Annotated in this window: 20 protein-coding genes; 5 read left to right on the top strand and 15 right to left on the bottom strand. The window is 71.4% G+C overall.

The genetic code is table 11. The features are described 5' to 3' along the window. Nucleotides 1–181: 181 nt before the first annotated feature. From ACZ8ZB_RS21240 to ACZ8ZB_RS21205, 8 genes are all read right to left on the bottom strand, one after another. On the bottom strand, nucleotides 182–1,231 hold the full coding sequence (locus ACZ8ZB_RS21240) for a BMP family lipoprotein (protein WP_470739241.1): 1,050 nt from the start codon (nucleotides 1,229–1,231) through the stop codon (nucleotides 182–184). Nucleotides 1,232–1,490: 259 nt separating this feature from the next. Beyond that, nucleotides 1,491–2,543 carry a BMP family lipoprotein gene (locus tag ACZ8ZB_RS21235; protein WP_470739240.1) on the bottom strand — a complete coding sequence of 351 codons (1,053 nt, stop codon included), beginning with the start codon at nucleotides 2,541–2,543 and terminating at the stop codon, nucleotides 1,491–1,493. A 411-nt stretch (nucleotides 2,544–2,954) separates the two neighbouring features. Beyond that, on the bottom strand, nucleotides 2,955–4,184 hold the full coding sequence (locus ACZ8ZB_RS21230; protein WP_470739239.1) for a M20 family metallopeptidase: 1,230 nt from the start codon (nucleotides 4,182–4,184) through the stop codon (nucleotides 2,955–2,957). Between the two features lie 260 nt (nucleotides 4,185–4,444). Beyond that, nucleotides 4,445–4,822, bottom strand: a complete 378-nt coding sequence (locus tag ACZ8ZB_RS21225) for a hypothetical protein (RefSeq protein ID WP_470739238.1) — start codon at nucleotides 4,820–4,822, stop codon at nucleotides 4,445–4,447. Nucleotides 4,823–4,995: 173 nt separating this feature from the next. Further along, nucleotides 4,996–6,060, bottom strand: a complete 1,065-nt coding sequence (locus ACZ8ZB_RS21220) for a hypothetical protein (RefSeq protein WP_470739237.1) — start codon at nucleotides 6,058–6,060, stop codon at nucleotides 4,996–4,998. A gap of 42 nt (nucleotides 6,061–6,102) precedes the next feature. After that, nucleotides 6,103–7,041, bottom strand: coding sequence for an N-acetylneuraminate synthase family protein (locus ACZ8ZB_RS21215; protein ID WP_470739236.1), 939 nt, complete (start codon nucleotides 7,039–7,041; stop codon nucleotides 6,103–6,105). A 14-nt stretch (nucleotides 7,042–7,055) separates the two neighbouring features. Further along, complete coding sequence (locus ACZ8ZB_RS21210) at nucleotides 7,056–8,273, bottom strand: cytidylyltransferase domain-containing protein (RefSeq protein WP_470739235.1); 1,218 nt, start codon at nucleotides 8,271–8,273, stop codon at nucleotides 7,056–7,058. A 32-nt stretch (nucleotides 8,274–8,305) separates the two neighbouring features. Then, on the bottom strand, nucleotides 8,306–9,646 hold the full coding sequence (locus tag ACZ8ZB_RS21205; protein ID WP_470739234.1) for a DUF6716 putative glycosyltransferase: 1,341 nt from the start codon (nucleotides 9,644–9,646) through the stop codon (nucleotides 8,306–8,308). A 198-nt stretch (nucleotides 9,647–9,844) separates the two neighbouring features. On the opposite strand from ACZ8ZB_RS21205, the gene ACZ8ZB_RS21200 reads away from it, so the two are divergent. From ACZ8ZB_RS21200 to ACZ8ZB_RS21190, 3 genes are all read left to right on the top strand, one after another. Continuing rightward, nucleotides 9,845–10,825 (top strand): glycosyltransferase family 2 protein, encoded by a 981-nt coding sequence (locus tag ACZ8ZB_RS21200; RefSeq protein ID WP_470739233.1) that lies wholly within the window; start codon nucleotides 9,845–9,847, stop codon nucleotides 10,823–10,825. Next, on the top strand, nucleotides 10,822–12,192 hold the full coding sequence (locus ACZ8ZB_RS21195) for an alpha-2,8-polysialyltransferase family protein (protein WP_470739232.1): 1,371 nt from the start codon (nucleotides 10,822–10,824) through the stop codon (nucleotides 12,190–12,192). The genes ACZ8ZB_RS21200 and ACZ8ZB_RS21195 overlap by 4 nt, the downstream gene beginning before the upstream one ends. A 120-nt stretch (nucleotides 12,193–12,312) precedes the next feature. After that, nucleotides 12,313–13,293, top strand: a complete 981-nt coding sequence (locus ACZ8ZB_RS21190; RefSeq protein WP_470739231.1) for a hypothetical protein — start codon at nucleotides 12,313–12,315, stop codon at nucleotides 13,291–13,293. A gap of 52 nt (nucleotides 13,294–13,345) precedes the next feature. Here the strand turns inward: ACZ8ZB_RS21190 and ACZ8ZB_RS21185 are convergent, their stop codons facing one another. After that, on the bottom strand, nucleotides 13,346–15,679 hold the full coding sequence (locus ACZ8ZB_RS21185) for a glycosyltransferase (RefSeq protein ID WP_470739230.1): 2,334 nt from the start codon (nucleotides 15,677–15,679) through the stop codon (nucleotides 13,346–13,348). Beyond that, the gene (locus ACZ8ZB_RS21180) at nucleotides 15,676–17,136 is read right to left on the bottom strand and encodes a glycosyltransferase family 29 protein (RefSeq protein ID WP_470739229.1); all 1,461 of its coding nucleotides are present in this window, start codon (nucleotides 17,134–17,136) and stop codon (nucleotides 15,676–15,678) included. Before ACZ8ZB_RS21180 ends, ACZ8ZB_RS21185 begins: the two co-directional genes overlap by 4 nt. Nucleotides 17,137–17,388: 252 nt before the next feature. On the opposite strand from ACZ8ZB_RS21180, the gene ACZ8ZB_RS21175 reads away from it, so the two are divergent. Continuing rightward, complete coding sequence (locus tag ACZ8ZB_RS21175; protein WP_470741548.1) at nucleotides 17,389–18,477, top strand: acyltransferase family protein; 1,089 nt, start codon at nucleotides 17,389–17,391, stop codon at nucleotides 18,475–18,477. 179 nt (nucleotides 18,478–18,656) lie between these two features. On the opposite strand, the gene leuE is transcribed toward ACZ8ZB_RS21175, so the two are convergent. Genes leuE through ACZ8ZB_RS21160 form a run of 3 tightly spaced genes read right to left on the bottom strand, consistent with a single transcriptional unit; the run spans nucleotide 18,657 to nucleotide 21,124 of the window. Then, a complete protein-coding gene (gene leuE / locus ACZ8ZB_RS21170) occupies nucleotides 18,657–19,307 on the bottom strand; it encodes a leucine efflux protein LeuE (protein ID WP_470739228.1) in 651 nt (216 codons plus the stop codon). Between the two features lie 43 nt (nucleotides 19,308–19,350). After that, nucleotides 19,351–19,536, bottom strand: a complete 186-nt coding sequence (locus ACZ8ZB_RS21165; RefSeq protein WP_470739227.1) for a hypothetical protein — start codon at nucleotides 19,534–19,536, stop codon at nucleotides 19,351–19,353. Beyond that, nucleotides 19,526–21,124 (bottom strand): acyl-CoA mutase large subunit family protein, encoded by a 1,599-nt coding sequence (locus ACZ8ZB_RS21160; protein WP_470739226.1) that lies wholly within the window; start codon nucleotides 21,122–21,124, stop codon nucleotides 19,526–19,528. The genes ACZ8ZB_RS21165 and ACZ8ZB_RS21160 overlap by 11 nt, the downstream gene beginning before the upstream one ends. 309 nt (nucleotides 21,125–21,433) lie before the next feature. Between ACZ8ZB_RS21160 and ACZ8ZB_RS21155 the strand changes: the two genes are divergently transcribed. Then, on the top strand, nucleotides 21,434–22,270 hold the full coding sequence (locus ACZ8ZB_RS21155; RefSeq protein WP_470739225.1) for a L,D-transpeptidase family protein: 837 nt from the start codon (nucleotides 21,434–21,436) through the stop codon (nucleotides 22,268–22,270). Nucleotides 22,271–22,472: 202 nt separating this feature from the next. On the opposite strand, the gene ACZ8ZB_RS21150 is transcribed toward ACZ8ZB_RS21155, so the two are convergent. After that, nucleotides 22,473–23,564: a hypothetical protein gene (locus tag ACZ8ZB_RS21150; protein WP_470739224.1), complete on the bottom strand. Its 1,092-nt coding sequence runs from the start codon at nucleotides 23,562–23,564 to the stop codon at nucleotides 22,473–22,475. Further along, a complete protein-coding gene (locus ACZ8ZB_RS21145; RefSeq protein ID WP_470739223.1) occupies nucleotides 23,564–24,238 on the bottom strand; it encodes an RNA polymerase sigma factor in 675 nt (224 codons plus the stop codon). Before ACZ8ZB_RS21145 ends, ACZ8ZB_RS21150 begins: the two co-directional genes overlap by 1 nt. Nucleotides 24,239–24,451 lie beyond the last annotated feature (213 nt).

The following is a 24,451-nucleotide window of genomic DNA, read 5'->3' as shown; positions in this document are numbered from 1 at the left end:
TCCGGCCGGAGGGCTGCTGGACGCGTTGATGACGCACTCTCCTGGGGACGGGGGCCATCTACGCGCGTAGCGCCCCTATGGCATGCAAAGGGGTGGCGCACTCGACCGACGGGGTACGAGGAGCCGGGCTCCTCGTACCCCGTCGAGCGGACGCGACCCCGCGGTTGTTCGGGGGTGTCACTCAGCTCGACTTGACCTTGATCTCGCCGCTGACGATCTTCTCCTTGGCCGTCTCTATGGCTTTCTGGAGCTCGGCGTCGTCCGCGAACTTCGGGTTGGAGTTCGACAGGCTCACCTCACCCGTCTTCAGATCGCCCTTGACGATACCGGTCGCGGGCTTGCCGTCCTCGACCGACTTCGCCAGGTTGTACACCGCCTTGGCGACGTCCTTCATGGCCGAGGTGAGGATCGAGTCCTTGTACTTGGCGAGGGCTTCCTGCTTGTACTGGTCGGAGTCGACACCGATCGCCCACACCTTGTTGGCGGCGGCGGCCTCGATGACGCCCTGTCCGGACAGACCGGCGGCCGCGTAGATCACGTCGGCCTTCTTCTCGATCTGGCCCTCGGCGGCGGACTTGCCCTTGTCGGGGCTGGAGAAGCCGCCCTCCTCCGCGGTCTGCGTCAGGAACTGCGGGATCACCTTGACCTTGGGGTCGGTGTCCTTGACGCCCTGCTCGAAGCCCGCGCGGAACTTGTGGATCAGCGGGATGTCCACACCGCCCACGAAGCCGACGACGTTCGTCTTGGTGCTCTCGGCGGCGGCGACGCCGGCGAGGTAGGAGGCCTGCTCCTCGGAGAAGACCAGGTCGGCGACGTTGTCCGCCTCGATCGTGGCGTCGTCGACGATGCCGAAGGTGGTGTCCGGGTACTTCTCCGCGGCGCCCTTCACGGCGGAGGCGTACGCGTAGCCGACACCGACGACCGGGTTGTAGCCCTGCTTCGCCAGCGAGACCAGGCGCTGCTCCTTGTCGGCGTCCGTCTCGCCGTCGGTGGGCTCGACGTCGGCGGTCTCGTAGCCGAACTCCTTCTTCGCCTGCTCCAGGCCCGCGTACGCGGCGTCGTTGAAGGACTGGTCGCCCTTGCCGCCGACGTCGTAGGCGATGGCGAGGCCCTTGTCGCCCTTCGAGTCCGAGGAGCTCGAGGAGGTGGAGGTGCCGCCACAGGCGGAGAGGGCGAGGGCCAGGGAGGCGGTCGCTGCGCCCGCGACCGTGATCCGGGAAATCCGGCGCATGTGTGGTGCTCCTAGTCGTACAAGCGCCGGGACGTGTTCAGCTGCGGCGCTGGCTTCGCCGCAGATTAACGCGCGTAGACCTGCCTGAAAACCCCTTCTGTCCACCTTGTTATCCGGCCGTGGCCAACGTAACGCCGGGCGGTGGCCCGGGCGTCGCCGGGCGCGAACGCGGGGTGGCTGTGGGTGAGCGGGGGCGGGGACGGCGGAGCGGGCGGACACCCGTGGCGCCCGCCCGCTCCGTACGGGTGTGCCGCCGTCGCTACTGCTCGGTCTCGACCTTGATGGAGCCGTCGACGATGCCTTCCTCGGCCTTGGCCACGGCGTCCGTCAGGCCGGCGATCCCGGCCATCTTCGGGTTGCTCTCCGACAGGCCGACGCCGTCCACCTCGAGGTCGAAGACCTGGGTGCCGGTCAGCGGCTTGCCGTCCTCGACCGACTTGGCCAGGGCGTACACCGCACCGCCGACGTCCTTCAGGGCGGAGGTGAGGATGTAGTCCTTGTACGGGGCGAGGGCCTCCTGCCGGTACTGGTCGGAGTCGACGCCGATCGCCCAGACCTTCGCCTTGGCGGCGGCCTCGATGACACCCTGGCCGGACAGACCGGCCGCCTGGTAGATGACGTCGGCCTTCTTCTCGATCTGGCCCTCGGCGGCGGCCTTGCCCTTGTCGGGGCTGGAGAAGCCGCCCTCCTCGGCGGTCTGGGTGAGGTACTGCGGGATCACCTTGACCTTGGGGTCGGTGGCCTTCACGCCCTGCTCGTAACCGGCCTGGAACTTGTGGATCAGCGGGATGTCCACACCGCCCACGAAGCCGACGGTCTTGGTCTTGGTGGCCTTGGCGGCGGCGACGCCGGCGAGGTAGGAGGCCTGCTCCTCGGCGAAGACGAGGGAGGCGACGTTGTCGCCCTCGACCACGGAGTCGACGATGCCGAAGGTGGTCTTCGGATACTTCGCGGCCACGGCCTTCATCGCGGGGCCGTAGGCGAAGCCGACGCCGATGACCGGGTTGTGGCCCTGGCGGGCCAGCGAGGCCAGACGCTGCTCCTTGTCCGCGTCGGTCTCGCCCTCGGTGGGCTCCACGTCGGCGGTCCTGTAGCCGAACTCGTCCTTGGCCTTGGTCAGGCCGGCGAAGGCGGCGTCGTTGAAGGACTGGTCGCCCTTGCCCCCGATGTCGTAGGCGATGGCGAGGCCGAGGTCCTCCTTGGAGCCGCCGCTGCCGCCGTTGTCACTGCTGGTGCCGCCGCAGGCGGTGGCGGCGAGTGCGAGCGAGGCGACCCCCACCGCGACGCGGGTCAGTTTGGATATCCGACGCATCTGAAGTTCCCCATTCTCCAAAGCCCCGCAGCGGGCGCTCGGTTCGGCGCACATTAACGCGCGTAGAAACTCCTGGGAACGGGATCGAGCGGGGCCGTTATCCATTCGTGCCGATGGCTGGTTACGTCCTTGTGAACCAGAGGGCCGTACGGGCCCGTACCGGGCGATCGGTGCGGTACGCGCGGTCGCACGCGCCCCACGCTGCCCCCGGCGTGCGGGGCACGCAAGCGGAGCGGGCGGGGGAGGTGAGGGTGGGGACCGGCGGGGTGGGCAGGTGGGAGCCTGCCGGGGCTTTCGCCCCCTCCACCCCTTCCCGTCCCGTCCCCGGGGCTCCGCCCCGGACCCCGCTCCTCGGGCGCCGGAGGGGCCGAGTCGGCCCCTCCGGCGTTCGGAGTTCGGAGGAGCCGTCGCCTAACGCAGGGCGTCCAGGAGGGCGGCGCCGGTGAAGAGCTCCACGCCGACGGTGATGGCGTGCTCGTCCACGTCGAAGTCGCCCTGGTGCAGGTCGCGCACGGTGCGCTCGCCCGGCGGGCGGACGCCCAGGCGGGCCATGGCGCCGGGGACGCGCTCCAGGTACCAGGAGAAGTCCTCGCCGCCGAGGCTCTGCTCGGTGCCCTCGACGGACTCCACCCCGCGCCGGGCGATCATGGCGTCGCGCAGCAGCTCGGTGGCGCCGGCCTCGTTGACGACCGGCGGGACGCCGCGCACGTAGGTGATCTCCGACTTGGCGCGGTGCAGGTTGGCCACCTCGTCGATGGCGGCGACCACGATGTCGGGGGCCTGCCGCCAGGTCTCCAGGTCCAGGCAGCGCACGGTGCCGGACAGTTCGGCGTGCTGCGGGATGACGTTGGGCGCGTGGCCCGACTCGACCCGGCCCCAGGTCACGGCGAGTCCGCTGCGGCTGTCGACCCGACGGCCGACCAGGGCGGGCACGTCGGTGACGACCCGGGCGGCGGCGGTGACCAGGTCGGTGGTCAGGTGCGGGCGGGCGGTGTGGCCGCCGGGGCCGTCGAGGGCGATCTCCAGCCGGTCGCAGGCGGAGGTGATGGGCCCCTCGCGCAGGCCGATCCTCCCGGCGTCGACGCGGGGGTCGCAGTGCACGGCGAGGATCCGGCCGATGCCGTCGAGTCCGCCGTCCTCGACCACCTCGGCGGCGCCGCCGGGCAGCACCTCCTCGGCGGGCTGGAAGATCAGCCGCACGGGACGGGGCAGCAGGCCCTGGCGGTGCAGTTCGGCGAGGACCAGGCCGGCGCCGAGCACGACGGTGGTGTGCACGTCGTGGCCGCAGGCGTGGGCCCGGTCGGGCACGGTCGAGCGGTAGGGGCAGTCGGCCTTCATGTCGGGGATGGGCAGGCCGTCGATGTCGGCGCGCAGGGCGAGCATCGCCGAGTCCGTGCCGGCCTCGCCGTCGGTTCCGATGTCACAGATCAGGCCGGTGCCGCCGGAGAGGACCCGCGGCTTCAGACCGGCCCGCTCGAGGCGTTCCTTGATCGCCGCGGTGGTGCGGAACTCCTGGTGGCCGAGCTCCGGGTGCATGTGCAGGTCGCGTCGGAAGGCCACGAGTTCGGCGCGCAGGGCCTCGGGCAGCGCGCCGGGGAGCACCGCTCCCCCGGGGAGATCGATCTCGGACTCCAGTGACATCAGTGGTTTCACCCTTTGAAGAGTAGGGCTCCAGAGCTGTTCACCGACCCCTGATCAAGAAAAATCAGCCCGTTGGGGGGAGAAAATCCGGCTGCCCTACGCATAGCCGTATGTCGAGGTGGGTACACTCACCTCCCTTTTTGGGAGGGTATAGGCCGCCGGCCTGCCGGTCCATGAGGCCGATCACAATCCGGGACATGGTTCCGGCACTCCTCCACTCCTCACGGTTACCACGATCGGCCGAAGGCACGCGGACCGGTTCATTCGGCGGACGCCGGCCGCGCCGTGTCCCTGCGGCGGACAGTCGCCCCCCCCAGGTGGCGGCGACGGCTTCGTCGCCCGGGAGGGCCGGGACGTCGGCGAGCCGGTCGGCGAGTTCCCGGCGGCTCCGGGCGCCCCGGCGTACGGATCTCCATCGGCCCGGTCGGCTTGCGCTTGTGCGGCGGGGAGGCGACGTCGGTGTCGGGGACGACGGGTCGCACGCGGCGGGCTCGGGCGGCGTCGCGCCGGCGCTCGGCGCAGGTGAAGGCGAGGAACTCCTCCAGCTCCTCGCCCGACTCGGAGGTGTCGGCGGCGAGGTCGTCCAGGGAACGGACCGGCCGGGTGTTCTTCGCCGCCGGCATCCCTTCGGCCGACACGCGTGCCCTCGGCCGCGGATGGCCGGGGCCTTCGGATGCGGGCGCGCTCATCGGGGCCTCCGACTGGACGAGAACCGGTGCCACGGCCAGCGTACGAACACTCTCACCCGGTGACATCAGGGTCCGCCGGCATGAGCGAGCGACCGAACGCCCGCTCCCTTCCGGCGCGGGGCTCAAACCGCCGGAGCCGTCCGCAGGTGGTGGACGGACTTGGCGGTGTCGGTGACGCTGGCCAGGAAGCCCTGGGCGCGCGGGGAGGCGTTCTCGGTCAGCCAGGCGGGGTCTATGTCGCACACCGCGACGCGGACGCCCGTGCCGGCGAGGGCCAGCGGCAGGGTGTGGACGACCGTGGAGGGGAAGCTGAGGACGGTGGCGCCGATGGGGCCGCGCCGGGCGACGATCTCCAGCGGGAGCTCGGGGCGGACGATCTCCAGTCCCGTCCCGACGGCGAGCCGGTGGAGTTTCTCCGTGCTCTCGCGGCGGTGGGCGAAGTAGCGCTTGGCGCCGTGCGCGGCGACCAGGGCGCGTACGGCCTCCAGGTAGGCGTCGGCGTCCACCACACCGGTCTCCACCAGGGACGTGCCGACCATGTCGGCGCCCCGGGTGACGCGGGGCGGGCCGAAGCGGTCCCGGGTCCAGGCGAAGGTGTGGGAGCTGACGGTGACGCCGGGCGGGGTGTCCTCCATCGGCATGGAGGTGAAGACCTCCACCGTGCGCTTCTCACCGGGGGTGAGCCGGCGCCGGGCGGCGGCGGACACGGGCAGGAGGACGAATTCGCGGGCGCCGGGGCGGCCGCCCTTGCGGTGCCAGCGCACCAGACGCTCGCCCCGGGCCAGCTGACCGACGAACTCCATCGTCGCGGTGCCGTCGTCGACGACGACGACCTCACGGGCGCGGGTGATCGTCAGCAGCAGCTGGACGTAGCGGGAGAAGGGGTCGCCGAGGACGACGCGGGTGGCCCGGCGGAGCGGCCCGGCGAGGCCGCCGACCGTCTGCAGCGGGGCGCCCGCTCCGCCGCGCGCCTCCTCCCAGCGGACCTCGTGGCCCTCCTCGCGGGCCAGCTCCGCCATGCGGCGCAGCTGGCCCCGGGTCATGGGGTCGACCGGGGACAGCACCACGAGGGTGAACCCCACGCCGGGCGCGTGCGCGTGCGCCCACTCCAGCACGTTGAGCAGTTGTACCGGGCTCTCGACGAAGGCGAGGGTGTGGGGGCCGGGCAGGCCGGCGCGGGGGCTCATCGACGTACGACCGTTCCCGTCGTCGTAAGGGTGGGTGAGGGGTCAGACGGCCACGGGCTCGCCGGCGGCCGCGGCGATCTCCGCCTCGGCGACCACGCCGGTGACGCGGCGCAGCTTCTTCATCGGGCCCAGCTCGGAGTCGTAGACCTTCTTGACGCCGTCGCCGAGGGAGGCCTCGATGGTGCGGATGTCGCGGACCAGGCGGGTCAGGCCCTGCGGCTCGACGGAGGCGGCCTGGTCGGAGCCCCACATGGCGCGGTCGAGGGTGATGTGGCGCTCGACGAACGTGGCGCCGAGGGCGACGGCGGCGAGGGTGGTCTGCAGGCCGGTCTCGTGGCCGGAGTAGCCGATCGGGACGTTCGGGTACTCCTGCTGGAGGGTGTTGATGACCCGCAGGTTCAGCTCCTCGGCCTTCGCCGGGTAGGTGGAGGTGGCGTGGCAGAGCAGGATGTTGTCGCTGCCCAGGACCTCGACCGCGTGACGGATCTGCTTCGGGGTGGACATGCCGGTGGAGAGGATGATCGTCCGGCCGGTGGCGCGCAGGGCGCGCAGCAGCTCGTCGTCGGTGAGGGAGGCGGAGGCCACCTTGTGGGCGGGGACGTCGAACTTCTCCAGGAAGGCGACGGCCTCGGTGTCCCACGGGGAGGCGAACCAGTCGATGCCCTTCTTCTTGCAGTAGGCGTCGATCTGGCGGTACTCCTCCTCGCCGAACTCCACGCGGTGGCGGTAGTCGATGTACGTCATCCGGCCCCAGGGGGTGTCGCGCTCGATGTCCCACTGGTCGCGCGGGGTGCAGATCTCGGGGGTGCGCTTCTGGAACTTGACCGCGTCGCAGCCGGCCTCGGCGGCGGCGTCGATCAGCTTGAAGGCGTTCTCGATGTCACCGTTGTGGTTGATGCCGATCTCGCCGGTGACGTACACGGGGCGGCCGGGGCCGGCCTCGCGGGTGCCGAAGGTGCGGATGCGGGTGTTGGTGCTCATGTCCGGGGGTTTCCTTACTTGGGGAGGGAATCGAGAGAGGGACCGAGGATCCAGCCGGCGATCTCCCGGATCGCGCCGTCACCGCCGGGGAGGGTGGTGACCGCGCGTGCGGCGCCGCGTACGACGTCGTGGGCGCTCGCGACCGCCACGGGCCAGCCGACGAGGGCGAAGCACGGGAGGTCGTTGACGTCGTTGCCGACGTAGAGCACGCGCTCCGGCGCGATGCCCTGTTCCTCGCACCACTGCTTGAGGGCGAGGTCCTTGCGGTCGATGCCGTGCAGCACGGGGAGGTCGAGCTTGCGTGCGCGGGCGGCGACGACCGGGTTCTGTTCCGTGGACAGGATGAGCAGCTTCAGGCCGCTGCGGCGCAGGGCCGCGATGCCGAGTCCGTCCCCGCGGTGCACGGAGACGAACTCCCGTCCGTCGGAGTCGATCAGCACCCGGTCGTCGGTCTGGGTGCCGTCGAAGTCGAGGACGACCGCGTCGACGTCGTCGGCGGTCGGAAGGGAGCCCGGCCGGTCCGCGTCGAAGAGCGGGGCGAGAGCACGGGCCCGGGCGAGGTCGTGCGGGTCGTCGATCTCCAGCACCCGGGCCGGGTCGGTGCGCACGAGTTCGGTGCGGCCGAAGAAGCGGTGCCCGTGCTCGCGGAATCCGGCGGCGTCCATGGCGTAGGCGGCGCCGGTCTCCAGGAGGTCCTGGGGGCGGTCCTGGCGGCGGGGGCGGAAGGACTTGTCGTGGTTGACGCCGTACCCGCCCCCGGTCGCCCCGTCGTCGGCGTCGCGCCAGACGAAGCCGTGGAACGGGGCGACGGTCACGGCCGTGTCCGCGCCCTGGTCGACGACCGCGGCGGCCACCGAGCCGACGTCCTCACGGAGCAGGAAGGGGCTGGTGCACTGGACGAGCAGGACCACGTCCACGGGGGCGCCGTGCAGGGCCTCGTGGGTGTCCATGGCGTGCAGGACGGCGGCCTCGGAGGTGGCGGTGTCGCCGGCGATGGCGGCGGGCCGCAGCACGACCTCGGCGCCGGCCTGCCGGGCAGCGGCCGCGATGGCCTGGTCGTCGGTGGAGACGACGACGTCCGTGACGTACCGCGCGGCCCGGCACTCGCGCACGGCGCGCGCCACCAGGGGGACGCCGCCGACGGGGGCGAGGTTCTTCGCGGGGACGCCCTTGGAGCCGCCGCGCGCGGGGATCACGGCGAGCACGCGGCGCGCCGTCGGCGGGTGGGACATGGGATCAGCTCCTCGGTCGGGGGTCGGGCCGGTCACAGCTCGCCCATCCGGCGGATCACCGGGGCCACGCGCTGCACGCCGTGCCGGTAGGCGCCGCGCGCCGCGCGGCGCACGATCTGCCGGACCGGTCCGGGCTCCCTGTCGGCGGCGGGCGCGCCGGGCAGCGGGGCGCCGTCCGGGCCGAGGTGGTGGCGGGCGAGGATGCCGGGCAGGTAGCCGGGCGCGGTGACGGGCGTGTAGTACGGGGTCAGCGGCGGGAGTCCGCCGGGGCGGCCGAGCAGCTCGGCGATGCGTCCGCGGGCCGCGTCGAAGGCCGTCCCGTACGAGCCCTCCGCGGCCACGCCCTGCCGGGCCACCCACTCCGCGTCGGGCGCCGGCCGGTGCCCGTCGTCGAGCTGGTCCCAGGAGGCGAGGCAGCCCGAGCCGACGAAGTGGTGGTTGCCGAGCGCCTCCCGGACGCCGAGGTCGGTGAGGACCACGGTCGGGATGCGGCGGTGCAGCGACTCCAGGGCGGCCGTGGAGCTGACGGTGACCAGCAGGTCGGTCCGGTCGAGTACCTCGCCCATGTTCCCGTAGACCAGGCGGAAGTTGGCCGGCGGGTCCAGCCGCTGGACGAGCTTCTGGTAGGGCAGTTCCTCGATGTGGGTGGTGTGTTCGCCGGGCTTGGAGCGCAGCTTCAGCAGCACCTCGCGCCCGGGGTGCCGGCGGGCGTGCCGCACCAGCCGGTCCAGCAGGTACGCGCGGTCCCTGCGGCTGTCCGGGACGGACGGCTGGGCGGCGAACACCACGGTGTAGGGGTCGTGTTCGCCCTCGTACGGGGCCCCGCCGAGGAACGGCAGCGCGACCTCGGTCACCGAGGAGGCGTCGGCGCCCACCCCTTCGTACACGGCGCGGAAACGGTCCGCGTCCTGGCGGGAGTTGGCGAGCACCAGGTCGGCGCCGTGGCGCAGCAGGAGTCCGTCGGCGAGCTTCTCGTAGACGACGCCGACGTATCCGGTGACGACGACGGGCCGGCGCGGCCGGTCCTCCCAGACCCGCTTGAGTCCGTGCAGCATCGCCTGCACACCGCCGCCGACCAGGGCGAGCACGAGGAGGTCGTACGACTCCTCGCGCATCGCGCGCAGGAACTCGACGGCGGTGACCTCGCGGAGCGAGTCCGCCCGGACGCCGACCTCGCCGAGCTGGCGGGCGGTGGGGGTGGCGCGGCCCCGCAGGAGGTATCCGTCCAGGCGGACGTCCCGGCCGGCCGCGGCTCCCGGGTCTCCGGGCTCCGACGGCGCGACGCGGTTCGCGGTGAGCGCGCCCCATTTCCACCGGGTGTCGGAATCCGCGAGGACCGCGACCCTGAGGGGCTTCATTGCACTTGCTGGCACGCCGAAGACGCTAGGAAGCCATTTCTAGGCGTGGCCCAACCGCGAATCAACGAGAAGTTAACAACATGCCACCGAAAGCCGAACCGGCCCGGCGATCCCCCGGAAGTACAAGCGATGCACCGTTCCGACACGCCGAGTTCACCCCGTGTACGGCAACCGGAAAGTTTCCCTGTCCGGCGGTCTCCTAGCGTTTCGAAGGTGCCGAAGCTTTCCGTGATTGTGCCGTTCTACAACGTGCGGCAATACGCCCTCGATGCCCTGCGGAGTCTGCGCGCCAATGCGCGCGACGACTTCGAATTCATCCTCGTCGACGACTGTTCGACCGACGGAACCGCGGACCTTCTCGCGCGTGCGGAACACGAGCTGCCGGGGGCGGTACTGGTCAGACACGAACAGAACGGCGGTCTGGCGACCGCCCGCAACACCGGCATCGACCGGGCCCGTGGCGAGTACCTGACCTTCATGGACGGCGACGACTGGCTGGCGCCCGGCCACTACGCCCGACTGGTCGCCGCGATCGAGGCGCTCGGCTGCGACTTCGTCCGCACCGACCACGTGCAGTGCACGGCGCGGGCCCGCACCGTGCACCGCGTCCCGCACGGCCGGCGCAACGTGGTGCTGCGGCCGCGCGACGCGATCCTGCCCGCCCACCGGACCACCTCCGTCGACTACGCCTACGCCTGGGCGGGCATCTACCACCGTCGCCTGGTCGAGCGCGGCCTGCTGCACTTCACCGACGGGCTGCGCACGGCGGAGGACCGGCCCTGGATCTGGAGGTTGCACCGGGACGCGGAGTCCTTCGCGGTGACCAGCCTGCTGGGGGTCTTCTACCGGCGCGGGGTCGCCTCGTCACTGACGCAGATCGGCGACGTCCGGCAACTCGACTTCATCCGCGCGTTCGATCAGGTGATCGAGGAGACCGCGGGGGACGCGGATGCGGCGGCACTGCTGCCGAAGGCCGTGCGCACGTACTGCGCGATCATCGCCCACCACCTGGGCGCCGTCGACCGGTTCGAGCCTCCCGTGGCCAGGAAGCTGAAGGTGATGAGCACCGCCGCTCTGCGGCGCATGCCGCAGGACGTACTCGACGACGCGCTCGACTCGATGGACGCGGAGCGCGCCGGACGGCTGCGCCGGCTGCGCCGTCGTCCGGCGCCGGACGCGGAGGTGGCGGCGTGAGCACACAGATCTTCATGGTGTCGACCCTGTACGGCACCGCCACGCTCGCCGCCGCTCTCGACTCGGGCTGCTTCGCACCCGCCGACCGGCGGATCCTGCTGGTCTCCAACAACGCGGTGACGCCGGAGACGACGCCCTCCGTCGACGAGATGCCCGGGTTCGAGCGGCTGCGGTCGCGGTTCGACGACGTGGTGTCGTGGAACGAGGCCGTCTTCCCCTTCCACCCCGGCGGCTGGGAACCACGTCTGGACGACGTGCCCATGTGGGAGCGGTACCTGCGGCTGGCCTGGGGCATCGGTGACGACGACGTGTCGCTCGCCGTGGAGTCGATCCAGGTCAACCCGGCGCTCGGGGTGGCGCAGATCTTCACCGACGCGCCCGTCACCGTCTACGCGGACGGCCTGATGAGCTACGGCCCCACCCGCAACAAGATCGATCCGCTGGTCGGCACGCGGGTGGAGCGCCTGCTCCACCTGGACCTGGTGCCGGGGCTCCGGCCGCTGCTGCTCACCGAGTTCGGTGTCGCGCCGGAGGTGGTGCCGACCCCGGCGTTCACCAAGGTGCTCGCCGAGCTGGTCGACACCGGCGCCGCGCTGCCGGACGTGGAGGAGCCCGCGCTGTTGCTGGGCCAGTACCTGTCCGCGCTGCGCATCCTCTCCGTCGAGGAGGAGGAGGACCTGCACGTGCGGATGCTGAAGAGCGCGGTGGAACTGGGCCACACCCGGGTGCTGTTCAAGCCACACCCCACGGCCCCGGCCCGTTTCACCCGCACCTTGGAGCGGGAGGCCGAGCGGCTCGGTGCCGATCTCACGGTGCTGGACACCCCGGTGCTCGCCGAGGTGCTCTACCAGCGGATGCGTCCGGCGCTGGTCGTCGGCTGCTTCTCCACGGCGCTGCTCACCGCATCCGAGCTGTACGGTCTGCCGGTCGCCCGGGTCGGCACGGACACGCTGCTGAAGCGGCTGACGCCGTACGAGAACAGCAACCGCGTCCCCGTCACGATCGTCCACGCGTTGCTGCCCGCGCCGGACGACCGCGCGGCCGTCGCCGAGCGGCGCGGGAGCATGGACACCGAGGCGCTCGCCGGCCTCGTGCGGGCCGTCGGGTTCGCGATGCAGCCGAGGATCCTCCCTCAGCTGCGGGCCGAGACCGAGCGGTATCTGTCGACGCGGCTGGACGACGGCGTCCGGACGTACTTCACGAAGAAGCGGCTGACGTCCCTGGGGCTGCCGGGCGGGGTTCCGGCCCAGCTGGGCTTCCTGCCGCGCAACGCCACCGTACGACGGGTAGCGCGCAAGGCGCGCAGCCTGCGGCGGGCAGTGGCACGCCGACGCGCGGCCCCGCCCCCACCGGTGAACGGTGGATGAAACCTGTCGGACATTCGGTCGAGGGCAATGTATTCCTCGGATTCGCTGGTGTATCAACGGTCGTGCGTTCCGTAGCGCATCGCCGCCCTCCTCCAGCGCTGTCCAACCCGTGAGGCATCCATGACGAAGCTCGGTCGGCTTTATCCTCTCCTCGGCGACGTCCGACTGCCGGACACGGTTCCCTACTCCCAGGTGAGCACCTGGGAGTTGCAGTTCCTCTACCTGTTGGGACGTCATCACCTCACGGGTAAGGACCGGCTGGTCGAACTGGGCTCCGGCGGGGGCGGTTCCACGTACGCCCTCGCGCTCGGTCTGCGGGAGAGCCCGGTGTTCGACGAGCGCACGGGCCGACTGCACGCGTACGACTTCTTCCGCGTGGGCAAGGGCACGTTCGCCACGGAGAAGTTCTTCACCGACGGAGCGAAGCCGCAGGGCGAGAACTCCTTCCTGGACGACTTCCGCGAGCGGCTGGATCCGTTCCTGCCGTTCCTGGAGATCCACGCCGGGGACCTCTGGCAGACCTCCGATCCCGAGGACACCAGCGCGATCGAGTTCCTGCACGTCGACATCGCCAAGACGGCACGGGTGTTCCGGTGCGTGGCCGAACGGTTCCTGACCCGGCTGCGACCGGGCTCGGTGGTGCTGCACCAGGACTTCGCCGGACCGCGGCTGCCGTGGCTGCACCACAGCACCGGCGCGTTGCTGCCGTACATAGAGATCGCCGGGCCGCCGATCCGCTCCACGCTCGCCTTCGAGGTGGTCCGGCCGATCCCCGAACACGTGCTGAAGGCCGTCGCGGAGGACTCCTACTCCGTCGACGAGAAGCTGGCGCTGATCTCCGCCGTCCAGGAGCGGATCGACCGCGACCACACCGGCGGGATCCCCTTCAGGTCGGTCCTGGAGTTCGCCAAGGCCTACACCGCCCACTACGCCGGCGAGCACCGCCGGGCCTGGTCGATCGCCAAGCCGCTGGCCTCGGACGAGTACCTGAGCCGGACCCGCGCCGACCACTTCGAACAGTTGCGCAAGGCGTACGAACAGGACCGGGAGCAGGGCGGTTCCCGCCTGACCCGGCTGGTGAAGAAGGCCGTGGGGCGCTGAACCCGCGTGCGTGAGCCCCCGCGGTCCACCGGCCGCGGGGGCTCACCGCGTGTCAGGCTCCGAGGATCCTCCGCAGGTCGGCCGCGTTCGCCTCGGTGACCTTCCACAGCGTCCGCTGGCGCTCGTGGACGTCGGCGACCGTCGCCGCGTGGGCGTCCAGGATGCCTACGGCCCGCTCGGTGAGCATCGCGCCCAGGTTCCGCTCGTGCACGGAGATGCCCCACTCGGGGCGCTCGATGTCGGCCAGGAAGTACGCCATCTTGGGGTGCGAGATCAGGCTGATGATCGGCGTGCCCACGCCGAACGGGATCATCCCGGCGTGCCCGCGCATGCCGATGACCAGGCGGGTCTTCGCGTACAGGTCCCGGATGGCGTCGTTGTCGAAGTCGTACATCGGGATCACCGGCAGCGAGATGCCGTGCTCACGGCGCAGGTCGAAGGCGATCCGCTCGTCGTCCAGCGAGTGCGCGGCGCAGCGGACCTCGGTGTGCGCGCCGATGCCCCGCACGGCCTTCGCGATCTCCGCGAGGAAGTGGCCGTAGTCGTGTCCGAAGCGCAGGCCCGCCCGGTCGTAGGCGGCGTTCAGCAAGACGGTGTCCTCGCGGTGCGCCGGGTCCGTCCAGCCGGGGACGAGCTGACGGCTGACCGTGGTGGGGCAGGGCTGGAAGCGGACCCGGTCGTGCAGGTGGTCCGGGAGCATCGCCCGCACCTTCGCGATGGAGCCGTGGTTGCGCAGTCCGAAGAACGCGGACTTCTCCACCAGCAGCCGGAGGCTCTCGCGGAACCGCCCGGCCCGGTACGACTGCCCGTCGAAGGCGTTGAACCCCACCGCGTACACCATGATCGGCACGTCGATGCCGTTCAGCTGCTCGTCGGCCACGTTCCACTGCCAGGCGCTGTTGCCGTTGGGCATCGTGTCCGGGATGAACAGTCCGCCGCCGCCGATGACCAGTCCGCGCCGGGCGTTGACCCGCTCCAGGGCCGCCTCGTCGAACAGGCGGTGGGCGTGGACGGAGTGCCAGCGCCGGGAGGTGGTGTCCTCGCCGAACGCCAGACGCACCGTCTCCGGCAGCAGTTTGTCGCCCGCGTTGCCCTGCCGGTCCATGTAGAAGGCGACGTGCGCCAGCTGCTCCCCGGGGCTGCCCTGCTCCTGGGCGGGCACGGTGCCGGCGCGCTGCGCCCACAGCCTGCTCGACCGGTGGGTCGGGTCGACGGAGATGCCGGCGGTGGCGTACCGCAGCGCCTCGGTGTTGTCGCCGTGCACCCAGGCCATCTGGGCGAGCCGGGCGTAGGCGGTGGCGGCCCGGTTGGGGGCGGAGGTGGCCAGCAGCAGATGGGCCTTGGCCTCCTCGTAGCGGGAGACGCTCATCAGGGCGTGGCCGAGCACCTCGTGCGGCCAGGCGGCGTCGAGCGGGATGTGGACGCTGCTCAGGACGTCGACGGCGTCCTGGTAGTCGCCGGCCGCGATGTGCGCGGCGGCGACCTTGCGGGCGCACTCGACGTCTCCGGTGCGCATGACGTGCGGGGTGCCGAAGTGCACCAGCAGGTCGTGGTGGAGACCTCCGGAGGACGCCAGGTACGCGGCGTGGAAGTCGGCGTCGGACAGGTCGAACCCGCGCCAGCACTCCTCCGCCTGGGAGTAGCCGGCCTCGCCGCCCTGCCAGGGCTTGTGCCGCCCGGTGAAGTGCAGGATCGCCGTGTCGTCAGGCACCGGCAGATCGCCGGACAGGCGCCGCTTGACGAAGTTGTAGCGGGCGTCGAGCCGGACGAAGTCGCCGTCCAGGACGGCGTTGAGGATGCCCTGGTCGTGCTTGTCGAGTTCGTAGTCCCCGCTGCGCCCGGTCGCGTCGAGCTTCGCGCAGAAGGCGTCGGTGAGGTACTCGCGCTGGATCACCAGCAGGCCGGAGTTGAGCTTGTGCTGCCCGTAGAAGAACTGCGGGACGGCCGCCAGCCCCTCGCGCAGCCGCAGGAGTTCGCCCAGGTCGCCCAGGACGACCATGTCGGTGTCGAGGGTGATGACCGTGTCGTAGTCACGGATCCGGAAGACATCGAGGATGAAGTACGCCTTGCGGACCAGGTAGTTGTCCTGGTCGCCCTTCTTGTACGAGTCGTAGTGCTCGGCGTTCACGCGGCGCAGCACGATGCGCGGGTGCAGGGCGCGGATCTTCGCGATGGAGCCGGGGCGCAGGTCGTCGTGGAGGACGACGAAGTCCTCGCACACCCCGGGGTTGGACAGGGCGAGGCTGCGCAGCAGGGCGAGGAAGCCGGGCAGGTAGTTCTCGTCGACGTAGGAGGCGAAGGCGACGCGCCGCTTGCCGGTGAGCGCGGCCGACGAGGGGGCCGGGGCCTGGGCGGAGGTGGTGTCGGCCGGGAAGGTCGTGGTCATCGCAGGGATATCCTCATGTCGGTCACTCGCTGGGCCCGCTGCATGACCCATTCCTTCTCGCTGGTGTATTCGTGCACGGACGTGATCGGCATCTTCATGGCCTCCGGCACGCGGTAGGCGCCGCTCTCGTAGAAGTCGAATCCGATCAGGTCGAGCGTGGGGCTGACGTCCAGGAAGTCCAGCAGGAACAGCATGTTGAAGCCGGTGGTCGGGATGCCCGACCATGCGTCGTTGCCCAGGCGGCCGATGTTGCGCACGGGCCAGCGCAGTGACTCGTCGCCGAGGAACCGCTGGGCACCGGGTACGAGGCGGTTGCGCAGCGAGTACTTCCAGTCGCCCGAGATGCCGCCGAAGACGAGCCGGGTGGTGACCTGCTGGTCCCAGTTGAAGCCGTGCTTGTGGATGGTGGCGTGGATGTCGGTGCGGCTGCCGGTGTGCTTCGGGTCGATGCGGTACGAGTTGAAGCGCACCACCAGGTCGTAGCCGTCGATCTCGGCGCCCATCGAACTACTGCCGACCCGGCCGGAGTTGGCTATCAGGCAGATGGACTTGCCGGCGATCTCGTTGCGGAACTCGCCGAGGCTGAGCCACCGCACGCCGCCGATGGTCGGGTCGGCGACGGGGCCGCGCATCCGGGTGCGGCGCTGCTCGGCGTAGAGGGCGAGGACCTCGGTGAGGGCCGGGATGTCGCCGCCCCGGCCGGTGCGCAGGTCCAGGTACTGGCTGAGCAGTTTCTGCCGGTCGGCGACCGGGGACGGCTCGGCGGCCAGCGCGAGGAGCGCTCCCACCATGCGCGGCTCGGCCTCGGCCCAGTCCCCCACGGCGTGCGCGGCCAGGCCCTCGGCCCACACGTCGGTGGCGGGTCCGCGGGCGAACTCCTCGGCTCGCGGGCACTGGCGACGCAGCAGGGCGAGCAGTTCCTGCTCCTTCTCCGCCGCGGCGCGCAGTCCGGCGACCTTCGCGCGTACGCCGAAGCCGTCGTCGTCGGTGAGGCCCAGGTACCGCTCGTAGGCGGTCACGGCCTCGGTCTCGTCGCCGAGGGCCTCCAGCAGGCGGGCGCGCAGCCGCCAGCCGGCCCGGGAGCTCTTGCGCTGGGCCAGCACGGTGTCGCTGATGAGGACCGCGAGGTTCAGTTCGTCGTCGTAGCCGCATTCGAGGGCCTTGTTGGCGACTGCGAGCAGGGCGTCCAGCAGCTCGTTGGACAGGCCGGGAGAAGGCGTTGTCGTGCCCTTCACGGCCCGCTTGAGCAGGGCGGTCGCGCCGCTCGGCGCGGGCGCCGGCTCCGGCGTGGCGCCGGTGGCGCACACGACGAGCAGCTTCCGCAGCTGTTCGGCGAGTTGGATGCGGCGGCGGTCGACGCTGCCGACGAGCTTGCCGCTGTGTACCGCGCAGGCACGCAGACAGTCGTCCAGCTCCCCTCCTCGTGCACGTGCCCGTCTGTTGTGGACCGTCGTCATGGCACTCCTTGTGCGGAACCGGCCGCCGTCCGTGGGCCGGCATCGGTCGTGATGTTTTCCAGGTGGGGTGTCGAGAGAATTTAGGAAGCCAAAACGACGCCGAGGTGAACTCGTCGCGGCCGGACGGGGAATCGTTGGCCCGACAGCCGGACGTCGCCTGTGGATCGGTCTAGCGTGCTGGCGTATGCACGGCCAGGACCATGAGCGCAGGGGATTTCCTTGACCAGCACGATCACCCGCCCGACACCCGACATGCCCCGGGGGACGGAGCCGGGGACGCCTCGCCGCGAGTCGCGGCTGCGCGCCCTGGACGGACTGCGTCTGGTCGCCGCCCTCATGGTCGCGGCGTACCACTACGGCGGCCGCGGGGGCGCGGTCACCGAAGCCTGGGGAAGTTCGCCCAAGGTTCAGTTCCCCACGCTGCACGCCTTCTTCGCCTACGGCTGCCTGGGTGTGCAGATCTTCTTCGTGATCAGCGGATTCGTCATCTGCATGAGCGGCTGGGGGCGGTCGCTGACGTCCTTCTTCGCCTCCCGTGCCTCCCGTCTGCTGCCGGCGTACTGGGCGGCGGTCGTCCTCGTGACGGCGGTGTTCGCACTGCCGGTGGTCGCCTACGACGCGGTCTCGCCCAGCGACGCACTGGTCAACCTGACGATGCTCCAGCAGCCGCTGGGAGTGGACCGGGTGCTGGGGGTGTGCTGGACGCTGTGGGCGGAGATCCGCTTCTACGCGCTGTTCGCGCTGCTCGTGGTACTGCCCGGCGCGAGCCGTCGGCGCGTGATCCTGTTCTGCGCGCTGTGGACCCTGGCGGCGGCGATCGCCCAAGGCGCCGACGAACCGCTGCTCGACCTGATCCTGATGCCCGAGTACGCGCCGTTCTTCGTCGGCGGCATCGGCCTGTACCTGGTCCACCGCGACCGGCGGGACGCCTGCGCGTGGGGCATCGTCGGCGTGAGCTGGCTGATCGGGCAGCACCACGCGGTCCGTGAACTGTGGCACGCGCCGAGCGCGGACGCCTTCTCGAACCGGACGTCGTTCGGGATCGTCCTGGTGGTGACGCTCGGCTTCGTCGCGGTCGCCGCGATCGCGCTGGGGTGGCTGAAGCGGGTGAACTGGCGCTGGCTGACGGTGGCGGGGGCGCTGACGTACCCGTTCTACCTGGTGCACGAGCACCTGGGCTGGGTGGTGATCCACGGGCTGCACCGCGGCCTGGGCCTGGCCTCGGCGGAGACCTTCGCGCTCACGGTCGCCTCGATGCTGCTCCTCGCCTGGCTGCTGCACCACGGTGTCGAGAAGCCGCTGACTCCGAGACTGCGGGCGGCGCTGTCCGGGCGGCGCTGAGCTCCGGTCGCGGAGCGTCCGGGGCGACGGGCCTCGCCCGGCGACGCGGCGCACGTGCACTCCCCGGCCGGCGCCCGGGGCCTCGGTTCCTCGTCCGCCCGGACGGTTACGCGGGCCGGGCCGGGGACACGCCGGCCGGACTCCCCGAGTACCTGGCCCGGTTCGGCGGGCGCCGACCCCTACGCGCTCGCCAGCGACAGCTTCGCCGCGAAGCCCAGGAACAGGGCGCCGGCCGCCGAGGTGGCGCCGGCCGACAGGCGCCTGCGGCGGCGGAAGGCGGCGGCGAGCCGGGTGCCGCCGAAGATCAGCGCGCTGAGGTAGAGCACGCTGGCGATCTGGGCGAAGGCACCGAGGACGACGAAGGAGAGCGCCGGGTAGGCGTAGGCCGGGTCGACGAACTGCACGAAGAAGGCGATGAAGAACAGGATCGCCTTGGGGTTGAGCAGGCTGACGACCAGGGCCCGGCGGAACGGGCGCTCACCGGGCGCGACCGCGGCGGGGGCCTCGGCCGCGTCCTTGTCCCGCCGCGTCCGCCACATCCCCCACGCGGCGCGCAGCATCCCGACGGCCAGCCAGGTCAGGTATCCGGCGCCCGCGTACTTCACGATCCCGAACAGCACGGCGTTGGCCTGGAGCAGTGAGGCGACCCCGGCGGCCGAGAGCGTCATCAGCACGGTGTCCCCGCACCAGACACCGGCGGCGGCCGTGTATCCGGCGCGCACACCGCGACGGGCGGCGACGGAGAGGACGTAGAGGGAGTTGGGACCGGGCAGCAGGATGATGAGGATCAGTCCCGCCAGGTAGGTGGGGAGGTCGATGACGCCGAACATGGAGGGAGTGTCGCACGGGGGTGCGACACTCCGCTCCGGTGTTTCAGCCGTCGAGAAGGGCGTCCACCGAGATCTCGGCGCGCACGCCGACCGACTCCGGCACGGTCACGTCCTGACCCCGCTCGAAGCGCTGGGGGTCGGGATATCTGCCGTCGGCCGGATCGGTGTGGAGCAGGACCTCGTCGTGCTTGCGATCCACGATCAGGTAACCGACCAGGTCAGAAGGCATCCGAGGGCACGTACGTCCCCCAGACCTCCCGCAGCGCGTTGCAGACCTCGCCCACCGTCGCGCGGGCCTTGAGGGCGTCCTTCATGGGATGGAGGACGTTGTCCTCGCCCTCGGCGGCCTTCTTCAGGGCGGCCAGGGCCGAGTCGACCGCCCGCTGGTCGCGCTCCGCGCGGAGCTTGGCCAGGCGCTCGGCCTGCTGGGCCTCGATGGCGGGGTCGACGCGGAGCGGCTCGTAGGGCTCCTCCTCGTCGAGCTGGAAGCGGTTGACGCCGACCACGACGCGCTCACCGGAGTCGGTCTCCTGGGCGATGCGGTAGGCGGAGCGCTCGATCTCGTTCTTCTGGAAGCCGTGCTCGATGGCGTTGACCGCGCCGCCGAGGTCCTCGACCTTGCCCATCAGCTCCAGCGCCGCCGCCTCGACGTCGTCGGTCATCTTCTCGATGACGTAGGAGCCGGCGAACGGGTCGACCGTCGCCGTCACGTCCGTCTCGTAGGCGAGGACCTGCTGGGTGCGCAGGGCGAGGCGGGCGGACTTGTCGGTCGGCAGCGCGATCGCCTCGTCGAAGGAGTTGGTGTGCAGCGACTGGGTGCCGCCGAGCACCGCGCCCAGGCCCTGGACGGCGACGCGGACCAGGTTCACCTCGGGCTGCTGGGCCGTCAGCTGCACCCCGGCCGTCTGGGTGTGGAAGCGCAGCATCAGCGACTTGGGGTTCTTCGCGCCGAACTCCTCCTTCATCACCCGCGCCCAGATCCTGCGGGCCGCGCGGAACTTGGCGACCTCCTCCAGGATCGTGGTGCGGGCCACGAAGAAGAACGACAGGCGCGGGGCGAAGTCGTCGACGTCCATGCCGGCCGCGACCGCCGTGCGCACGTACTCGATGCCGTCCGCGAGGGTGAACGCGATCTCCTGCGCGGGCGAGGCGCCCGCCTCGGCCATGTGGTAGCCGGAGATCGAGATCGTGTTCCACTTGGGGATCTCGGCCTTGCAGTACTTGAAGATGTCGGCGATCAGGCGGAGCGAGGGCTTGGGCGGGAAGATGTACGTGCCCCGCGCGATGTACTCCTTGAGCACGTCGTTCTGGATCGTGCCGGTGAGCTTGTCGGCCGGGACGCCCTGCTCCTCGGCGACCAGTTGGTAGAGCAGGAGCAGCGGGGCGGCGGGGGCGTTGATCGTCATCGACGTGGAGACCTTGTCCAGCGGGATGCCGTCGAACAGCACCCGCATGTCGTCGATGGAGTCGATGGCGACGCCGACCTTGCCGACCTCGCCGTGCGCGATGGGGGCGTCGGAGTCGTGGCCCATCTGGGTGGGCAGGTCGAAGGCGACCGACAGGCCCATCGTGCCGTTGGCGATCAGCTGCTGGTAGCGGGCGTTGGACTCCGTCGCCGTGCCGAAGCCGGCGTACTGGCGCATCGTCCAGGGCCGGCCGGTGTACATCGTCGGGTACACGCCCCGCGTGAAGGGGTACGCTCCCGGCTCGCCCAGCTTCTCGGCCGGGTCCCAGCCCTGGAGGGCCTGTGGCCCGTAGACCGGTTCGATGGGCAGTCCACTCTCGGTGGACCGGGCACTGCCCGACTCGCGCGCCATGGTGTGATGCCTCCCGCTGAGCGGCGTTGCTCGACTTGCCCGCCCGGTACCCGTCAGTTGCCCCGTCAGTACAGGCCGACCCTTCGACGGACTGTAGCGGTGCGCGTGCGGCCCGGTGGAGGGGCACACCCTGGGACCTTCCTCACAGCCCCGGTGGGACCCCGCTCACAGCCCCACCCCGGCGCTCGTCTTCCGGTCACTCACCACCATGCCCCCTTGTTCGTCGGTGGTCACGTCCGGGGAACATCTCAGGTGACGGCCGGGCGCGGCCGGTGGGACGCCCGGGGGGCTGCTGTGCGGAGGAGGGGCATGGGGAGGAAAGGAATCGCGGGTCTCGCGGCGCTGGCCGCCCTGACGGCGTGTGCGGCCGGCTGTACGGTGCGGCCCGCCGGGGAGGGCGGGCCGCCGGTGCGCATCGAGGTGCCGGGCCGGACGCCCTCCACGTCGGCGCCGGAGCCGGAGTCACGGGCTCCGGACGGTGGCGGGAAGTCCGCCCGTCCCGGCGCCCCGGCGCCGCGCGTGCTGTGGTCCCCCGGTGACTCCGGGCGCGACATACGCGAACTCCAGGCCCGGCTGCGGCAGGTCGCCTGGATCTTCCACGGGCCCACGGGGACCTACGACGACCTGACGGCGAAGGCGGTCCGGGGCTTCCAGGGCAGGCGCGGACTGCCGAGGACGGGGGTGACCGACTCCGTCACCTGGCAGCGGCTGCTCGCCATGACGCGCGAACCGGGCAGGTGGGAGCTGTACCTGATGGGCGGCCAGCCGGCCGACGCGCCCGACCCGCGCTGCACGACCGGCCGCGCGCTGTGCATCAGCAAGTCGAGCCGCACCCTGCGCTGGATGATCGACGGGCGGACGGTGTCGACGACGCCGGTGCGCTTCGGTTCCGAGTACACGCCGACCCGCGAGGGTGTCTTCCACGTCTACTGGAAGTCCCGGCACCACGTGTCCACGCTCTACGACTCCCCCATGCCGTACGCCATGTTCTTCAGCGGCGGCCAGGCCGTGCACTTCTCGGCCGACTTCGCCGCGCGGGGATACGCCGGTTCCTCGCACGGTTGCGTCAACGTACGGGACGAGGAGGCCATCGCCCTGCTGTACGGGCAGGTGCGGAAGGGCGACAAGGTCGTCGTGCACTGGTGAGAAGGGGCGCGGGCGGAACCGGGGGAACGTGTCCCGCCCGCGCCGAGGTGCACGAGCCGTGGGTACGGGGGGAACCCCGGCTCCGTGCGACAGCCGATGACCAGTCGGCTCACTCTTTACTGCGCCACGAGGGCCGGAAGTGTCACACCTGCCGGGAGAAAATTTCAGCGATCAACAAAAGTGCAGGTCAGGGGCGGCGGCGTCATGGGTTCTTCTTGCGGCCCTTGCCGTTGTTCCCACCGTCCTCGCCGTTCCCGTTGTTCCCGCCGTTCCCGTTGTTCCCGCCGTTCCCGTTGTTCCCGCCGTTCCCGTTGTTCCCGTCGTCGCCCTTCTTGGCGCCGTTGCCGCCGTTGCCCTGCCCTTGGCCCTGCCCTTGACCCTGGCCCTGCCCTTGGCCGTTGGCCTTCCCGTTGCCGTGCCCGTTCCCGTTGCTCTCGTGGGCTTCCCCGTCGCCGCCGGTCGTACCGGACGCACCGGAGGTGTCCGGCGTGGACAGCACGTCCTCGCAGTACGGGCCGACCCGGGAGGGGCCGCCCGCCGCGTCCTCGAGGAGGTGCTCGCGTTCGCCGTTCAGCGCCCTGCCGTCGCGCCACGCGCGACAGGCCGCGGCGAGCTGCTTCCCGCCGTGTCCGGAACGGGGCGCGCCGTCACCGGTGTCCGCGTCGGGCTCCCCCGGTGCACGGGACCCGCCGGCGTCCCCGCCGCCCTCGGCCGTACCGGGGGCACTCCCGGAGTGCCGGTCCTCGGGCACGGCTCCGCCCGGTGCGGCGCCCTTCGGCGAAGGGGACACCAGGGGGCGTCCGGGACCCGCGCCGGTGGCCGTGACGGAGGCGGCCGGGTCGGACCGGGAGCCGTCGGGCGGGGACAGGACTCCGGTTCCGGTCAGCGCCACGGCGCCCCCGGCCACGCCGACGACCAGCGCGGCGGCCAGCCCGAGATGCAGGGAACGCCCTCGCCGGGGTCCGTCCGCGGTTCCGGAACGATCACCGCGCGGGGCACGCATACGGATCGTTCCGATGTCGGAGGGTCGCGTTCGGTCCGGTCGGTCCGCACCGTGAGCCGCCTCGGCCCGCTCCTCCCGCTTCTCGCGCGACATGCGGAAGGCGGCCAGGGCGGCCGCCTCGCCGGGGAGCTCCCCGCCGTCCGACGGGGGTTGCGCGGAGAGCGCGCGCAGCGTTCCAGCGAGCCGTCGAGCCTGGTCACGGGCGACGGGATCGGTGGTTTCCGGGGGCTCTCCGCTCAGTAAGCGCTCCGCAGTCCCGCGGTCCAGCCACCTGTGCTGCTCGTCGGCCATCACATGTCCTTCTGCGTCCGCGTTCGCATCTGCGTCACACTCGCGGACGTCACCGTACGACGGCGTGGTTCTCTCTGGGGAGGAAGGGCGTCGAGCACCCCGGCGGATTCCGGTTGGGTTTCCGGATCGCCGCCGATCAGCTCGGCCAGGCGCTTCAGCCCCCGGTGCGCGGCCGTCCGTACCGCGCCCGGTCGTTTGCCCAGGGTCTCGGCGGCGGACTTGGCGTCGAGGCCCACGACCACGCGCAGGACGACGGCCTCCGCCTGGTCCTGCGGCAGTCTGGATATGAGGGAGAACGCGCCGTCGGTGGCCAGCGCCTCGATGGCCTCGCCGGCCGTGTCGGACTCGGCGGCCCGCCCGGTGAGCTGGGTCTCGTCGCCCCCGATCGCGGGGCGGCGTCCGCGCATGCGGATGTGGTCCAGCGCGCGGTTGCGGGCGATGCGGGCGGCCCAGCCGCGGAACCGGTCCGCGTCTCCGGTGAAGCGCTCCAGGTCACGGGCGATCTGCAGCCACGCCTCGGACGTCACGTCCTCGGCGTCGGACTCGCCGACCAGCGTCCGTACGTATCCCAGCAGCCGCGGGTGCACCGCGCGGTACACAGTCCGGAACGCGCTTTCGTCCCCGTCCTGTGCCGCACGCACCGCGGCGGTCAGCTCCGCGTCGTCCCCCAGCACACGCGTGCGCCCTTCTGCGCTCTCGACCGGCGCCGCTCTCGCGGACCGGGTTCTCGCCGTCGTGGTCACTCGATTGATGGTTGCGGTGTCGAGGCCGCGGGCGGTTCGTGGTCATGTGTCCGCCGCGACCTGGCGCGAATGGCACGTTACGGCCTGAATCCTCTCCCCGTCCATGTCCGCCCAAGATGCAACTAACCCGTGACACATGAGGGT

It is taken from the genome of Streptomyces sp. 12E (assembly GCF_055633275.1).
The sequence above is the reverse complement of the archived record's forward strand: the minus strand, read 5'-3'. Positions and strand labels throughout refer to the sequence as shown.

Coding starts and splice junctions, on each gene's coding strand:
- ACZ8ZB_RS21160 (WP_470739226.1), bottom strand. CDS start 21,124: ATGGCGCGCGAGTCGGGCAGTGCCCGGTCCACCGAGAGTGGACTGCCC.
- ACZ8ZB_RS21155 (WP_470739225.1), top strand. CDS start 21,434: ATGGGGAGGAAAGGAATCGCGGGTCTCGCGGCGCTGGCCGCCCTGACG.
- ACZ8ZB_RS21220 (WP_470739237.1), bottom strand. CDS start 6,060: ATGAGCCCCCGCGCCGGCCTGCCCGGCCCCCACACCCTCGCCTTCGTC.
- ACZ8ZB_RS21150 (WP_470739224.1), bottom strand. CDS start 23,564: ATGGCCGACGAGCAGCACAGGTGGCTGGACCGCGGGACTGCGGAGCGC.
- ACZ8ZB_RS21190 (WP_470739231.1), top strand. CDS start 12,313: ATGACGAAGCTCGGTCGGCTTTATCCTCTCCTCGGCGACGTCCGACTG.
- ACZ8ZB_RS21215 (WP_470739236.1), bottom strand. CDS start 7,041: ATGAGCACCAACACCCGCATCCGCACCTTCGGCACCCGCGAGGCCGGC.
- leuE (WP_470739228.1), bottom strand. CDS start 19,307: ATGTTCGGCGTCATCGACCTCCCCACCTACCTGGCGGGACTGATCCTC.
- ACZ8ZB_RS21175 (WP_470741548.1), top strand. CDS start 17,389: ATGCCCCGGGGGACGGAGCCGGGGACGCCTCGCCGCGAGTCGCGGCTG.
- ACZ8ZB_RS21185 (WP_470739230.1), bottom strand. CDS start 15,679: ATGACCACGACCTTCCCGGCCGACACCACCTCCGCCCAGGCCCCGGCC.
- ACZ8ZB_RS21165 (WP_470739227.1), bottom strand. CDS start 19,536: ATGCCTTCTGACCTGGTCGGTTACCTGATCGTGGATCGCAAGCACGAC.
- ACZ8ZB_RS21235 (WP_470739240.1), bottom strand. CDS start 2,543: ATGCGTCGGATATCCAAACTGACCCGCGTCGCGGTGGGGGTCGCCTCG.
- ACZ8ZB_RS21210 (WP_470739235.1), bottom strand. CDS start 8,273: ATGTCCCACCCGCCGACGGCGCGCCGCGTGCTCGCCGTGATCCCCGCG.
- ACZ8ZB_RS21230 (WP_470739239.1), bottom strand. CDS start 4,184: ATGTCACTGGAGTCCGAGATCGATCTCCCCGGGGGAGCGGTGCTCCCC.
- ACZ8ZB_RS21240 (WP_470739241.1), bottom strand. CDS start 1,231: ATGCGCCGGATTTCCCGGATCACGGTCGCGGGCGCAGCGACCGCCTCC.
- ACZ8ZB_RS21180 (WP_470739229.1), bottom strand. CDS start 17,136: ATGACGACGGTCCACAACAGACGGGCACGTGCACGAGGAGGGGAGCTG.